Here is a 13571-nt window from a genome sequence, read left to right as displayed (position 1 = left end):
GGCTCCGTCGAGGGCAATGGCAGCGTGACCTGCAACGGTTCCTATGACGAGAATCTGAGCTCACCCCCCTCGCCCGCCTGTCCGTAGGGATGACCTCCTCCCCCGCCACCCTCGCCGCCCTCGCCACCTCCCCCACCGCTGGCGCCGTCGGCATCCTCCGGCTCTCTGGCCCCGTCGCCCTCGAGGTCGGACGGATGCTCGCTCCCGGGGTCCCCACCGCTCCCACCCCCCGGCACGCCTACCTCGCCTCCTTCGTCGATGCCTCCGGCTCCGTGCTCGATGAGGGGCTGTTCCTCTACTTCCGCGCCCCCCACTCGTTCACCGGCGAGGACGTCGTCGAGCTCCAGGCCCATGGCAGCCCTCGCCTCTTGCGCATGTTGCTCTCGCGCGCCCTGGAGCACCCCGCCGTGCGTCCCGCCGGGCCCGGCGAGTTCACCCGCCGCGCCTTCTTGAACGGTCGCATCGACCTCACCCGCGCCGAGGCCGTCGCCGACCTCGTCGCCGCTGACTCCGAGGCCGCCGTCCGCGCCGCCGCCGCCAGTCTCTCGGGCGCGCTCGCGGCCCGGGTCCGCTCGCTGGAGGAGCCGCTTCGCTCCCTCCACGCGGACCTGGAAGGCGTGCTGAACTTTCCCGAGGAGGCCGAGGGCGCCGATGAGGGCGCCGCTCCCCGTGTCTCCGAGCTGCGCGCCGCCGCCGAGGCCCTGCTCTCCGAGGTGGGGCGTGGGCGGCTCGTCCGGCGCGGGGCTCGGGTCGCCCTGTATGGGCCGGTGAACGCCGGGAAGTCCACGCTCTTCAACCGGCTCCTGGGTGAGGCGCGCGCCCTCGTGGATGAGGAGCCCGGTACCACGCGCGATGTGCTGGAGGCTCGCGTCGAGTGGGACGGGCTGGGCGTCACCTTGTTCGATACCGCCGGCCTTCGTGAGGCTCCCGGGCGCATCGAGGCCCTGGGGATTGCCCGGACTCGTGAGGTGCTCGGTGCCGTGGACCTCGCCGTGCTCGTGCTTCCTCCCGAGGCCGGCGAGCAGGAGGCACGGGCGTGGATTCGGGAAGCCGGGGTGACGCCCGTGCTCCGCGTGTTCGGCAAATGCGATGTCCCGACCCGGGAGGCGCGGACTGGGTTGTCTGTCAGTGGGCTCACCGGGGAAGGCGTGGAACGGCTTCGCTCCGAGGTCCTCTCGCGCTTGTGGGGCGGGGGCGCTCCTTCCGCCGTCGCCCTCGTCTCCGAGCGCCATGCCGATTCCCTCCGCCGCTCCTCCGAGGCCCTCGCCCGCGCGGAATCCGCCTGCCGCTTCTCCACCCTCGAGGTCGTCTCCGGCGAGCTGGGCCTCGCCCTGGAGGCCCTCGGCGAGGTGTCCGGGACCTCCGCTTCCGAGGCCCTCCTCGACGCCATCTTCCAGCGCTTCTGCATCGGAAAGTAGACACCCGGCCCCATGCCCGGGCCATGTCAGACCCCTGCCTAGAATCCCTCCCCTGCCCGGCTCACGAGGGCCGGAGGAGGACAGGGTGATTCCGATGTGCAACAGCCAGGCGGCGTACTCGGCTCTCGATGCGCTGCCGATGGGATGGGTGGGGGAAATCCTCGACGAGGAGCTGGTGGCTTCTCCTCGGCCGGCGCCGGGTCAGGCCCGTGCCGCTTTCATGTTGGGGGTCGAGCTCGGTGAGCGGCTCGACCCGCGCCGCGGGGGCTCCGGGCGCTGGTGCTTCCTGCGCGCCCCCGAGCTGCGGCTCGGTCGGGATGTGCTCGTGCCGGACCTCGCCGGCTGGCGCCGTGACAGGCTCGTCGAGCCCCTCACGCCCGATGAGCCGTTCCTCACGCTCGCGCCGGATTGGGTCTGCGAGGTGCTCGCCCCGTCCACCGCCGCGCTCGACCGCACGCGCAAGCTGCCCGCCTACGCGCGCGCCGGGGTGTCCCACGTGTGGCTCGTGGACCCCTCGGCCCACACGCTCGAGGTCTTCCAGCGCGTCAAGCGCGGCTGGCTCCTCGTGGACTCCCACGAGGGCGATACCGTCGTGCGCGCCGAGCCCTTCGCCTCGCTCGCGCTGGAGCTCAGCTCGCTCTGGCTGCCCGCCGAGCCTCATCTGGAGCTCGTACGCTGAAGCCGTGAGGCGCGAGGTGCCCCCGCGCTCCCACCCCGTGGAGCCGGGGGGCCTCGCCCGCCGTGCGCAGCAGCCGGCGCACCGCGCGCAACATCAGGTCCGTGTCCAGCGGCGCCGCCAGGAAGCCCTTGGCTCCCAGCGCGTGCGCCCTCACCACGTCCACCTCGGGCACCTTGCCCGCCACCAGCAGCTGCGCCCGCGAGCGCTGCCCCATCGCCTCCAGCGACGGCAACGGCCCGAGCACCACCGTGCGCTCGTCCGCCGTCAGCACCTCCGCCGTGCTCGCCACGCGCGCCCGGAAGCCCGCCTCCCCCACCACCCGCACCAGCCCCGCCGCCGCCGCCGAGCCCCAGCCGTAGATGAGCACCTCGCCCGCCTCGGGCAGGGCCTCCTCCGACAACTCGAGCAGCTCCGCCAGCTCCTCCACGTCCAGGGGCTCCAGCAGCGGTAGCTCCAGGATTTCCTGCGTCGGGCTCAGATCCGGCAAGCGGAGGGCGGGCCGCTCCGCCCTCAGCTCGAAGCGCGCCTCGACCTGGACTTCCATCTCCCCGTTCGACTCGGGCAGGGAGATGGCCTCCACCTCGGGCCGCCTCGCCGCCTCCGTGCCTCCGAGGTACAGCCGCTCGATGGCCCGGGAGATGGCCGCGTCCGACGCCAGCATCGGCACCACGCGCAGCTTGCCCGTCACGCCGCGCACCGCGTCCAGCGCGTGCATGCTCGCCGGCGCGGCGATGGCCACCACCAGCACCATGTCCCGAGGGCCCTCCACTCGCAGCGGCACCACCCGGTGCATCTCCGCCAGCCGCCGGGGCAACAGCCTCGCCAGCGCCGCGTCCAATGGCTCCGAGTCCAGCGACACCGTCGGCACGCCCGTCTGGTGCGCCAGCGCCGCCAGCACCTGCTCCACCGAGCAGAAGCGCAGATCCACCACCACCTGGCCCAGCGGCACGCCCCACTTGCGTTGGTAGGCCAGCGCGGACTGAAGCTGGAGCTCGTCCACCGCCTCCAGCTGCATCAGGATTTCACCCAGGCGCTTCTTGGTCCGCATTGGCTGCCCCCTCACTGGTGCCGACTGGAGCGTGTGTAGGGCATTTGTAGGCGTATGTCTTCATTCTTCACGCCACATGCTTCTTTGTGGGCGCCACGGGGTGTCTGTATTCAGGGCCTGTCTGGTTATTCCCGGGATTGAGCCCGGTTCTGGCCCCTTTTCAGTCCAACAGTTCACCCCGGGAGAGCCGGTCCAGCTCGGTGAAGAGCGGCTTGAAGTTCTGGGGGCACGCCACGCACAGGTCTCTCGCGGAGGCCCGCTCAAGGATCCACGGCGCGTCGGTGGTCTCGATGTAGCGGTTCTTCCGGTACTTCATGAAGAGGCGCTCCACGACCCGCTTGGGCGGCTCCTGGTCGTTCTGGTCCTCGACGGGCTTGCGCCAGTTCTTCTCGATGTTCTCGTCGGTCTTCAGCCGTTGCCGGAGCAACTCGGGGGAGCCCAGCAGGAGGACCTCGAGGTCGTGCTTGAGGCAGTGGACGCGGTAGTGGGAACGGACCTCCTCAGGCAGGCCGAAGTGCTCCGCCTCCTCGTGGAATCGGCCCTGGAGGAGGGTCTTGAGCTGCTCGAAGGAGGGGTGCGCCGCCTCCGTTCGCGTGTACTTCGCCATGGGGTAGAGGTCCGGCAACGCGAAGACGTAATCGTCCGGGCTGCCCTTCAGGTGCCGCGCGGCGGTGCGCCCGAGGCTCTGGAGGATCCAGTCCTTCCCTCCACGATCGTGGAAGGAGATGCTGACCTTGGACGTGCGGCCCTGGTCGCGCGTGGAGCGGAAGAGCTTCTCGAGGGAGATACGATCTCCTGGGCCCTCCACGTAGACGAACACCTTCACGAGCGGGCCTCAAGCTCGTCGCTGATGTGGAGCCGGATCAGCTCGCCGCTGCCGAGCTCCTCGATCTCCTGGCGGAGCGCCTCGTTGGAGGCCGGACGGGCGAACACCGCGCGTCCCTCCACCTTCTTCATCACCGCGATCTCCTCCAGGGAGAACTGGCTGAGGAAGTACGGCGAGTGCGTCGTGACGAGGAGCTGGGTCTCGGTGGCGGCCTGGCGCAGCAGCCCCGCGAGCACGGGCAGCACCCGTGGGTGCAGTCCGAGCTCCGGCTCATCGATGCAGACGAGCGGCGGCTTGCGAGGAGACAGGCACAGGGTCGCCCAACAGAGGAACTTGAGCGTCCCATCCGAGAGATCCGCCAGGGTCAGCTCTCCCTTCAAGCCCTGCTCGCGCCATACGGCCATGACTGTCCCCGGACCGCCTCGGGGTTTGACGTTGAGGGACAAGAACGAGGGGACGGCGGAGCGCAGATGTGTCTCCAGCTCGCTCCAGTTGTCCGGATGCTCCGCCTTGAGGTGGAAGAGCACGGCGCTCAGATTGGAGCCATCCTCCTTCAACACGGGTTCAGGCTCCGTGAACACCGGGCGGCGGATGGCCGCGGTCATCCCGACATCGAAGCCCGCGTAGAACTTCCAGCCCGAGACATACTCCCGGAACTCATTGAGGGTGATGAAGGTGGGATCCAGTGCCCGGCGCAGGGCGAGTTCATTTCGAGGGAGTGTCCAGGGCGGGGCCTGGGGCAAACCGAACCTGACCTGCAAGACGCTCCGAAGGTTCCCTTGTCCACTTTCGAAGTTGAGAAAGGTGAAGACTTCCGACGTCCGCCCTTCCGAGTCGGTGCGAAGTGACCCGAGTCGCTCGGAAACGACTCGCGGCTGGCCCACGGGTCCGCTGAGCTTCACGTGGTAGCGGAGGGGTCGCGCAGCTTCACGAACGACCTGCAGCGCCAGCTCGATGGACTCAGGCCCTCCCACATGGAAGAGGGTCTTGCCAACGCTTCGAGGATCCAGTTCAGGAGGAAGTGGGTTCACCGCCGCGAATGAAATGAATGCCAGGAGATCGAACAGCGAGGACTTCCCAGCGGCATTCGCACCAATGATCACCGTCAGCGATTCGAGCTGCGCATCAAACCGTTCCAAGGCACGGTAGCCGCTCACTCGAAGTTGGGAGAGTCGCGCGGAGGGGCCAACCCCCTCTTCTTCATCGAACTGCCAGAGAAGCCGGGTGTTTTGCTCTGGATCAACGCCTTCTGGTGGGAAGGAGATGGCGCTCACCCAATTACTCTCTCCTTCCACATTTATTGCCTCCGCGAACGGTAGATGCGGAGCAAAGAGGGAGAGGGTGAACGAAACCTCGGAGGGGGGCTCCCCGGTAAGGGAAGCAATCTCCTGCACGGACAACGTCTTCTTGAGCTCTTTCCTGCTGGCCCGCTCCAAGCTGGGGAGAAGGCGAAGGAACCGCTCGACCTGGACCTTGGCTTCCTCCGCTCCATATTTCAGGAACCCCGCCAACATCGGTAGCACGCGATAGCCGCTCACCACCCTGAGGAATCCTCTTTTGAGGAGCGTATCCAGCACGGCACTCTGGTCCGGGAGAGCGCCGCGCAGCTCCTCAAGGGTCGGGTAGCGTTTGTAGGCGCGCAAATGCCGCAGCACCTCCTGGACGATCTGCTGCTCCGCCGTTGTCTCGCCGCTACTCGATTCGGTCGCCATTCCCGGGTCCCATCCTCGACTTCAAAGGTGCTGGCACGTGCCTGCCCGATGCCCTCGACGCACCGGGCGGGACATTACACGAAGGAAGCGGGCCCCCTGGCCCCCGCGTTGCAGTCATCCGGACGTATGATCCCCACCCGCTCCGTTGGTCCGACGCTGTGCCTGCTGCTGTGTCTCTTGTTGCTGGTGCCTCGCGTGGGCTTCGCCGCCGAGGAGGGCGTGGCGCTCACCCCGGAGCCCTCCGGCGTGCCGGGCACCTCCGAGCCCGCGCCCCTGCGGCTCAATGATGAAAACTCCTGGGTCCAGGAGTCCGAGCGCACTCCCCGCGGCCTGCGCATCCTCGCGGAGACGGGCGCTGGCGTGCTGACGGGCGCGGGACTCGGGGTCGCTGGCCTCCTGGCCGCTGGCGGGCTGTGCGGGGCGGGCCTTCTCGGCGGCGGCGGCGATTTCGGCTGCCTCGGCGAGATGGGCTTCGGTGCCCTCCTGGGCATCGGCCTCGGGTTGCCGCTGGGCGTCTTCTGGGGCGGCGAGGTCACCGGAGGCGATGGGAAGCTGTATGGCGCGCTGCTGGGAATCGCCGCGGGCCTCGCGGCGGGTGCCCTCGTGTCCGTGGCCATGGGCATCCCCTATTCCGTTTTCTACGTCTCCCTTCCCTTCATCCTGGGCGGCTCCATCGTGGGGTACGAGCTCACCACGCGCCCGACGCAACTCCCCCAGCCCCCGATGGCTCCGGCCGTGGCCTCCTCGCGCCCCCGTCTCCAGCCCGTGCTCGCCTTCTCCTCGAAGGGCGCGGTGCTCGGACTGGGCGGCTCCTTCTGAGCCCTCCTGTGCAGCCCGTACCGCTCACCTGTGCGCCGGGCTGCACACACAGTGAAGTCTTTCGCGCGGGGTTTGCCCTTCCCCCTCCTGGCCAGCGCGTTGCAATCTCCCGCGCCATGACGCGCCTCCTCTCCTTCGGTTCCAGGCTGTCCCTGCTGCTGTCCCTCCTGCTGCTCGTGCCTCGCGTGGGCCTCGCCGCCGCGGTGCTCACCCCGGAGCCCTCCGGTGTGCCCGGCACCTCCGAGCCCGCGCCCCTGTGGCTCACCAACGACGACTCCCAGTATCCACGGCCCGCGCGCCAGCGCCCTCGCGAGGGTCTGCGCATCCTGGCGGAGACGGGCGCCGGCCTGGTGACGAGCGCGGGACTCGGGGCCGTGGGCGGCCTGGCCGGGCTCATGCTGTGCGGCAAGGGCGTTCTCGACGACGGCGGGCTGCTTCCCTGCCTCGATGCGTTTGGCCTCGGGGCCTACGTGGGGTTCGGCCTCGGGTTTTCGCTGGGCGTCTTCTGGGGCGGCGAGGCCACCCAGGGTGAGGGCAAGCTGTACGGCCCGCTGCTGGGGACGGTCGCGGGCGTCGCGATGGGCTTCCTCTTGTCCATGGTGACCATCCGCAGTCCCGCCGCCACCTACGTCTTCTCCATCCCCTTCCTCATGATTGGTCCCATCGTGGGGTACGAGCTCACCGTGCGCAGAGGGCCCGCGCCCCAGTCTCCCCGGGAGCCCGCCATGGCCTCCCCGCGCCCCCGCCTCCAGCCCGTGCTCGCCTTCTCCGCGAAGGGCGCGCTGCTCGGCCTGGGCGGCTCCTTCTGAGCCGCACCCTCTATCGTGGCCCGCATGCGCGAGGATGAGCTGGTGGCGTTGCTTCGGGAGCAACTGCTCGGCACGGAGCGGCCCGTGGTGCGCTCGGGCGTCGAGCGGCTGTGGAAGACCGGGCGCGGGGCCGCGGGGCTGGCCCTCTCCGTCGTCGGCGGCCGGCTGCGCGGCAGGGGCGAGGGCGTCGGTGCCGCCGATGTCCAGGCCATCTCCCAGCTCGTCTCGCGGCTCGGTGAGCTCAAGGGCCTGGCCATGAAGGCCGGGCAGATTCTCGGCTACATCGACCCCACGCTCCCCCCCGAGGTGCGCGGGCTGCTCTCCGTCCTCCAGACCGCCGCTCCCGCCAGCCCCTTCCCCCAGGTGGAGGCGACGATTCGCGCCGCCCTCGGGGCCCGCGCGGACGCGCTCCTCGCCGGCCTCGAGCGGCAACCCGTCTCGGTGGCCAGCATCGGGCAGGTGCACCGCGCCCGCCTCCCCGAGGGCACCGAGGTCGCCGTGAAGGTGCGCCACCCCGGCATCGACGAGGCACTCCAGGGCGACTTCCGGTCCGCCGGTGCCGGCTCCGCGTTCGCGAGCGTGCTGATGCCGGGGGCCGCCTCCAGCGTCCGCGGCTTCATCGACGAGGCGCGCACCGTGTTGCTCGAGGAGTGTGACTTCTCCCTCGAGCGCGAGCGGCAGGCCACCTTCGCGCGGCTCTTCGCCCAGGACGAGGTCCTCCTCATCCCCGCCGTCGAGCCCGAGTGGTGTGCCTCCTCCGTGCTCACCACCCGCTGGCTGCCCGGACAGTCCTTCGACGCCTTCCTGGCGGCCAATCCCTCTCAAGCCGTGCGCGACAGGGTGGGCGTGGCGCTGTTCTCCTTCTACATCGGCGCGCTCTACCGGCACGGCCTCTTCCACGGAGACCCGCACCCCGGCAACTACGCCTTCCGCGAGGACGGCCGCGTGGTGGTGTATGACTTTGGCTGCGTCCGCTCCTTCGACTCCGCCACGGTGCTCGCCTTCGCGGCGCTCGTCGACGCGGTCCGCGCGGACGAGGTCCACGGCATGCGCGAGGCCCTGGTGGGGCTCGGCGCCCGGCCTCCCGGGGATGCCGAGAGCCTCGCGAGGCTCCGCACCCTCCTTCGCGGCTTCTTCGCGCCCCTGCTGGAGCGCGACCCCCTCCCCGTTCATCCCGGCGCCGGCTTCGAGGCCCAGCAGATCCTCCGGGACAAGCGCTTCCTCATGAAGCTCTCGCTCCCCGGGCGCTTCCTGTTCCTCTTCCGCTTGCGCTTCGGCCTCTACGCCGTGCTCGCCCGGCTCGGCGCCGTCGCGGATTGGGGCGCCCTGGAGAGCCAGTGGGCCGGGGAGACCCGGCTCCGAGCTGGCTCTCGGGCGTGAGGCGGCGCGCTCAAGTGGCCTGGGCGCGTGGGCCCAGACTCCTTCGGGCCACGAAGCCCAGCACCGCGAGCGGCACCACCACGGGCAGCACCTTGCGGGCGCGGTACTCCCAGGAGTCGACCCGGTCCCCCAGCATCTTGAGCAGCCAGTGGCGCGGGTAGTGGTCCGGGTAGCTGTAGGCCAGCTTGCGGATCGCCCCGGAGAGGCCTCGCAGCGGGACGGTGGTGCCGAAGACGGGCGGCATCGTCTTGTTGGGGCGGCCGTGCATGGGCGAGGCGGGCGTGCCGGGCTGTTGTTCCGGCGGGAAGCGCGTGTTGGGCAGGGGCTGGGGGTTCTGGCTCATCATCGGCACCCCCGGTCTGCGGGCCATGTCGAGGTCGACGCCCCAGTAGTCCGGCCGCTGCACGGGCTGAATGGATTGATACCCGGAGCGCTTCTGGATTTCCTCCGGGGTGCTCAGCTCTGGCGTGGGATTCATCCGGGTCTCCGTCCTAGTGAAGGGTTCCGTTGGGGAAGAGCGCCACCTTGACGCAGCCGTCCTTCTTCTGGGCGAACGTGTGGTAGGCGCGGGCCGCTTCCTCGAGCGGCAGCCGGTGGGTGAAGACACGACTCGGCTTGATCCGCCCGGCCCGGACGTGCTCCAGCAGGTGCGGCATGTAGCGCTTCACGCTGGCCTGGCCGGTGCGCATCGTCTGCGCCTTGTTCATGTACGTGCCGATGTCCACCCCGTTGAACGGAGGGCCGTAGCCGCCGATGACGGAGATCACCCCGCCCTTGCGCGTGGCGTGGATGGCGATGTTGATGGCCTGCGGTGAGCCGGCCTCCATCTTCGCGTAGACGCCCAGCGCGCGATGCACCGGCCCGCCCGCCGCCTCGCAGCCCACCGCCTCGATGGTGGCGTCCGCGCCGCGGCCTTCCGTCATCCCCTTCACCGTGGTGACGAGGTCCAGGTCCCTGAAGTTGAGCGTCTCGACGCCGAACCAGTTCCTCGCGAACTCGAGGCGGTACTCCTCCTGGTCGACGGCGATGACGCGGCCGGCGCCCATCGCCCAGGCCGACCACATCGCGAACAGGCCCACCGGGCCGCACCCGAGCACCAGGACCGTCTCGCCTCCCTTGAGATCGCACATCTCCGCGCCCTGGTAGCCGGTGGTGTACGCGTCCGTGATGGGCAGGGCGTCCAGGTCCTCGACGTCATCGGGAATCTTCTCCGCGTCCACCCCGATGAACGGCACCCGGACGTATTCGGCCTGACCGCCGTCATAGCCGCCATACGTGTGCGAGTAGCCGTAGATACCCGTCGCCGCGTCGGTCGCCGGGTTGGTGCTGTCACAGCAGGAGGTTAGGCCCCGACTACAGAAGTAGCAGCCGCCACAGAAGATCTGGAAGGGCAGCATCACCCGGTCGCCCTTCTTCACTCCCTGGGCTCCGGAGCCGACCTCCTCGACGATGCCCGTGAACTCGTGGCCGAACGTGAACCCGATGCGGGTGTCCGGCACCAGTCCGTGGAGCAGGTGGAGATCGGAGCCGCAGATCGCCGCGCTCGTCACCCGGACGATGCCGTCCTGGGGATGCTCGATCTTCGGGTCGGGCTTGTTGCGTACTGCGACTCGATACGGTCCTTCGTAAGTGAGAGCTCGCATGCCCTTGAGCTTGTGCACCCTCACCGCCAGGACCACCTTGGGCCCGAGGGCCAGCAGGTCGATGGGTCTGGGCAGCGCTCGCTCCGCCTGGTCGCTGACCGACTGGCGGAGCGCACCTGGACGTCACCTCACAGCGTGACGTTCACCTGGAACTCGCCACCGCTGGAGGACGTCGCGGTTCCGGTCACCGTGGTGCTGCCGGCCTTGCGACGCACCTTGCCTGTCCCGTCGTCCTCGAGCTGCCCGCTCATGGACAGGTTGAGCGTGACGTCGCCCTCGAGGTCCCCGGTCATCTGGAAGGTGCCCACCAGCGTGCCGGTGAAGGTGCCGGTGGGGATGTTGCGCAGCGAGAGGTCCAGCGCCGGCTGCATCGTCGTGTCCGCGGTCGTCTGGTAGGTGATGGCCACCTTGTCGTCATCCTCGGACGGGGCGACCTCGCCATCGGTGTAGCCGATCATCCCCACGCGCAGCCGCATCCCCTTGTTCGACGAGGAGCCCTGGTCCACCTGGCCGGTGATCGTCAACGTGCCCCCGGCGTCCCCGGTGGTCATCTGGGCCGGGATGTTCGCGCTCGAGGCGGCATTGAAGCCGGCGAAGCCCAGTTGGAGCGACTTTCCGATGGACTTGTCGAGCCCCAGGTACGCGAGGCGGGCCTGCTCATCGGAGCTGATCTCATCGCTACAGCCGGACAGCAGAAGGGTGACGGCGAGGACCGCGAAGACACGGAGGGTGGGGAAGTTCATGGTCCATGTCCTATCACGAGGCGTGGGGCACGCTGATGAGGACCTGGACGCGGCGGTTGGCGGAACGGCCATCCACGGTCTGGTTCGACGCCACGGGTTGCGCCTCGCCCATGCCCAGCACCAGCATCTGCCCCGGCGCCACGCCCCGCGCGCTCAGCACGCGTGCGACGGCTTCGGCCCGGCGCTCGGAGAGCTCCTCGTTGTAGGCCACCGGGCCTCGGCTGTCGGTGTGGCCCTCGATGCGGAGGCGATCCTCCGGGTACTTCACGAGGATGTCGCCGATGCGCGTGAGCTGGGTGATGGCGTCCTCGGTGAGGACGGCGCTGTCCGTCTCGAAGAGCAGCTCGCTGCGCAGGTTCAACAGGATGCCGTGGTCCGTCCGCCGGGTCTCCGCGACCTTCTCCAGCTCGCGCGCCTGCTTGTCGAGGTAGTTGCCCACGGCGGCTCCCGCCACGGCCCCCGCGCCGGCTCCGATGGCCGCACCCTCCCAATCCCTTCCCACCGCGCCCCCCACGCCCGCGCCCACGATGGCGCCCGCCGCCGCGCCCGTCGCCGTCCGCTTGCCCGGCGTCGCACAGCCCAGTCCCAGGAGCAGCGCCGGGACGATCCAACCCATCTTCCTCGCGTTCATGTGCAGCCTCCTTGTGTCACCCCTTGGAGGGGACTTCGGGGGGAGGCATTCATACGCCGCCGGACGGGCCTCCGGCGGCTGCTCGCTGTCCAGGCAGGCGGGGAAAAGTGCGCGGTGGCGGAGGTCTCATCGCGAGTTCTTGCGGCTTGGGTGGACTGAGGCTTTAAGCAGCCTCGGAGGGCGCCATGTACGTCCGATCGCTGTCCATCCAGAATCTGCGCAGCTTCGAGTCGGTGGAGGATCTGAGGCTGTGCCACCCCGATGATGGGACTCCGCCCGTCACCGCGGGCGTGCCGCACCTGGACAACGTCACGTTGCTGCTCGGCAGCAACGGCTCGGGCAAGACGAGCGTCCTCCGAGCCGTGGCGCTCAGTACCCTCGCGCCCGTACTCGCCATGGGCTCGGGCTATGTCCCCTATGCGCTGGTCCGGAGGGTCAAGGGGCGTCAGGAGGAGGCCCGTGTGAAGGCCCACGTCGTTCTGCATGAGCAGGATGGCCTGGGGGAGGGGAAGGAGGAGGACCTGGAGGCCACTCTCGCGGCCTCACCCAAAAGCTACACGGATCGGTTCGTGATCGAGCGGCAGCCGCCGCCCTGGCATGTCCGTCTGTACGACGAGGAGTCCCCCGCCTTCCTGGTGCTGGGCTATGGCGCGACCCGCCGGGTGGAGACGGGACCCGGCAGCGTGGAGGGTCGTGCCAAGGAGCGCATCCTGCGCTACCGCCGCGTGGCGGGACTCTTCGAGGAGCACATGACGCTCATGCCGCTGGCGGCCTGGGTGCCTCAGGTGGCTCGCAAGGACAAGAAGCGGCACCAGGAGATCGTCACCTTGATGAACGAGCTCCTCCCGGACGACACGAGGATGCTCGGGAAGTGGGAGGAGCGTGAAGACCCGGAGAGCCTCTTCCAGCGCGGCGGCTCCGTGCTGCCCTTCCCCGCGCTCTCCGATGGTTACCGGGCCTTCATCTGCTGGGTCGGTGACGTGCTGTACCACCTCCACATGATCTGCCCGAAAGGTCAGCGGCTGGTGGACATGCGAGGGGTGGTGCTCGTGGATGAGGTGGACCTGCACCTTCATCCGGAGTGGCAGCGCCACCTGGTGCCCAGCCTGTCGAAGGCGTTTCCTCGGCTCCAGTTCGTCCTCACCTCGCACAGCCCGCTCGTCGTGGGGACGCTCTCCTCCCAGAACGTGCTCCTGCTAGAAGAGCGTGAGCAGTCGGGAGGTGTGAAGTCCACGGTGGTGGTGAGGCCCGGAGAGGAACTCTACGGCTTGAGCGCGGATCAGATTCTCACGAGCCCGTCTTTCGGGCTCGAGTCCTCACGGGATGAGCGCTTCTTCGATCGGCTCAAGGATGTGGCCGAGAAGGCTCGTGAAGGGGGCGCGGACGAGGCACTGCGCTTCATGCGGATGGTGGCGGGAGGAGCCGTGGCGGAAGAGGCTCCGGTGCCCACGCTCCCGGATCGCGAGTTGCTGGTCCTGAGGGGTCATAAGGATGCGGTGGCTAACGTAGCGTGGGACCCAAAGGGCCGTAGGGTTGCGAGTGCCTCCGCGGACCATACGGTACGGGTGTGGGATGGGGAGACGGGCGACGAACTCTTGGTCCTGCGAGGCCATGATGCTGTGGTGAATGGCGTAGCGTGGGACCCGGAGGGACGCCGGTTGGCGAGTGCCTCTGATGACCACATGGTGGTTGTGTGGGATGGGGAGACGGGCAAAGAACTGTCGGTTCTGCGGGGTCATGAGGATGGGGTGATTGACGTAGCGTGGGACCCGGCGGGTCACCGGCTGGCCAGTGCCTCCCAGGACAAGACAGTGCGGGTGTGGGATGGGAAGACGGGTAAAGAGCTGTCGGTTCTGCGAGGCC

General features: G+C 69.2%; 13 protein-coding genes. 6 read left to right on the top strand and 7 right to left on the bottom strand.

Annotated features, from left to right (window positions below; genetic code table 11):
• The first annotated feature begins 89 nt into the window (after positions 1-89).
• Together mnmE and VF794_RS08400 are read left to right on the top strand one after the other, a co-directional pair.
• Positions 90-1418 carry a tRNA uridine-5-carboxymethylaminomethyl(34) synthesis GTPase MnmE gene (mnmE, locus tag VF794_RS08405; protein ID WP_331108664.1) on the top strand — a complete coding sequence of 443 codons (1329 nt, stop codon included), beginning with the start codon at positions 90-92 and terminating at the stop codon, positions 1416-1418.
• A gap of 94 nt (positions 1419-1512) precedes the next feature.
• Positions 1513-2097 (top strand): Uma2 family endonuclease, encoded by a 585-nt coding sequence (locus tag VF794_RS08400; RefSeq protein ID WP_331108665.1) that lies wholly within the window; start codon positions 1513-1515, stop codon positions 2095-2097.
• Here the strand turns inward: VF794_RS08400 and VF794_RS08395 are convergent.
• The 3 genes from VF794_RS08395 to VF794_RS08385 form a co-directional block, all read right to left on the bottom strand.
• Positions 2048-3145 (bottom strand): hypothetical protein, encoded by a 1098-nt coding sequence (locus tag VF794_RS08395; RefSeq protein WP_331108663.1) that lies wholly within the window; start codon positions 3143-3145, stop codon positions 2048-2050. The genes VF794_RS08400 and VF794_RS08395 overlap by 50 nt on opposite strands.
• A gap of 160 nt (positions 3146-3305) precedes the next feature.
• A complete protein-coding gene (locus tag VF794_RS08390; RefSeq protein ID WP_331108662.1) occupies positions 3306-3971 on the bottom strand; it encodes a DUF4276 family protein in 666 nt (221 codons plus the stop codon).
• Complete coding sequence (locus VF794_RS08385) at positions 3968-5683, bottom strand: AAA family ATPase (protein ID WP_331108661.1); 1716 nt, start codon at positions 5681-5683, stop codon at positions 3968-3970. Before VF794_RS08385 ends, VF794_RS08390 begins: the two co-directional genes overlap by 4 nt.
• A 126-nt stretch (positions 5684-5809) precedes the next feature.
• On the opposite strand from VF794_RS08385, the gene VF794_RS08380 reads away from it, so the two are divergent.
• The 3 genes from VF794_RS08380 to VF794_RS08370 all read left to right on the top strand — a co-directional run bounded on the left by VF794_RS08380 (position 5810) and on the right by VF794_RS08370 (position 8691).
• Positions 5810-6502 carry a hypothetical protein gene (locus VF794_RS08380; RefSeq protein ID WP_331108660.1) on the top strand — a complete coding sequence of 231 codons (693 nt, stop codon included), beginning with the start codon at positions 5810-5812 and terminating at the stop codon, positions 6500-6502.
• Between the two features lie 116 nt (positions 6503-6618).
• Positions 6619-7311, top strand: a complete 693-nt coding sequence (locus VF794_RS08375) for a hypothetical protein (RefSeq protein ID WP_331108659.1) — start codon at positions 6619-6621, stop codon at positions 7309-7311.
• 24 nt (positions 7312-7335) lie between these two features.
• Complete coding sequence (locus VF794_RS08370; RefSeq protein WP_331108658.1) at positions 7336-8691, top strand: AarF/ABC1/UbiB kinase family protein; 1356 nt, start codon at positions 7336-7338, stop codon at positions 8689-8691.
• 10 nt (positions 8692-8701) lie between these two features.
• Here VF794_RS08370 and VF794_RS08365 read toward each other — a convergent pair whose 3' ends face one another.
• The 4 genes from VF794_RS08365 to VF794_RS08350 form a co-directional block, all read right to left on the bottom strand.
• Positions 8702-9169: a hypothetical protein gene (locus VF794_RS08365; RefSeq protein ID WP_331108657.1), complete on the bottom strand. Its 468-nt coding sequence runs from the start codon at positions 9167-9169 to the stop codon at positions 8702-8704.
• A gap of 13 nt (positions 9170-9182) precedes the next feature.
• Entirely contained in the window at positions 9183-10334 is a 1152-nt protein-coding gene (locus tag VF794_RS08360; RefSeq protein WP_331108656.1) for a zinc-dependent alcohol dehydrogenase, read from the bottom strand.
• Between the two features lie 128 nt (positions 10335-10462).
• The gene (locus VF794_RS08355; protein ID WP_331108655.1) at positions 10463-11077 is read right to left on the bottom strand and encodes a hypothetical protein; all 615 of its coding nucleotides are present in this window, start codon (positions 11075-11077) and stop codon (positions 10463-10465) included.
• Positions 11078-11090: 13 nt separating this feature from the next.
• A complete protein-coding gene (locus VF794_RS08350) occupies positions 11091-11708 on the bottom strand; it encodes an OmpA family protein (protein WP_331108654.1) in 618 nt (205 codons plus the stop codon).
• 185 nt (positions 11709-11893) lie between these two features.
• Here VF794_RS08350 and VF794_RS08345 point away from each other — a divergent pair.
• A partial coding sequence (locus tag VF794_RS08345; protein WP_331108653.1) for an AAA family ATPase occupies positions 11894-13571 on the top strand: 1678 nt, incomplete at its 3' end.

The sequence above is a fragment of the Archangium sp. genome (assembly GCF_036389735.1).
In the GTDB taxonomy this organism is placed as follows: Bacteria; Myxococcota; Myxococcia; order Myxococcales; family Myxococcaceae; genus Archangium.
This window is presented reverse-complemented; position numbering and strand designations above follow the sequence as displayed.

Excerpts from the sequence above, each read along its gene's own strand:
- mnmE (WP_331108664.1), top strand. The coding sequence starts at position 90 with ATGACCTCCTCCCCCGCCACCCTCGCCGCCCTCGCCACCTCCCCCACC.
- VF794_RS08400 (WP_331108665.1), top strand. The coding sequence starts at position 1,513 with ATGTGCAACAGCCAGGCGGCGTACTCGGCTCTCGATGCGCTGCCGATG.
- VF794_RS08395 (WP_331108663.1), bottom strand. The coding sequence starts at position 3,145 with ATGCGGACCAAGAAGCGCCTGGGTGAAATCCTGATGCAGCTGGAGGCG.
- VF794_RS08385 (WP_331108661.1), bottom strand. The coding sequence starts at position 5,683 with ATGGCGACCGAATCGAGTAGCGGCGAGACAACGGCGGAGCAGCAGATC.
- VF794_RS08380 (WP_331108660.1), top strand. The coding sequence starts at position 5,810 with ATGATCCCCACCCGCTCCGTTGGTCCGACGCTGTGCCTGCTGCTGTGT.
- VF794_RS08375 (WP_331108659.1), top strand. The coding sequence starts at position 6,619 with ATGACGCGCCTCCTCTCCTTCGGTTCCAGGCTGTCCCTGCTGCTGTCC.
- VF794_RS08370 (WP_331108658.1), top strand. The coding sequence starts at position 7,336 with ATGCGCGAGGATGAGCTGGTGGCGTTGCTTCGGGAGCAACTGCTCGGC.
- VF794_RS08365 (WP_331108657.1), bottom strand. The coding sequence starts at position 9,169 with ATGAATCCCACGCCAGAGCTGAGCACCCCGGAGGAAATCCAGAAGCGC.
- VF794_RS08360 (WP_331108656.1), bottom strand. The coding sequence starts at position 10,334 with ATGCGAGCTCTCACTTACGAAGGACCGTATCGAGTCGCAGTACGCAAC.
- VF794_RS08355 (WP_331108655.1), bottom strand. The coding sequence starts at position 11,077 with ATGAACTTCCCCACCCTCCGTGTCTTCGCGGTCCTCGCCGTCACCCTT.
- VF794_RS08350 (WP_331108654.1), bottom strand. The coding sequence starts at position 11,708 with ATGAACGCGAGGAAGATGGGTTGGATCGTCCCGGCGCTGCTCCTGGGA.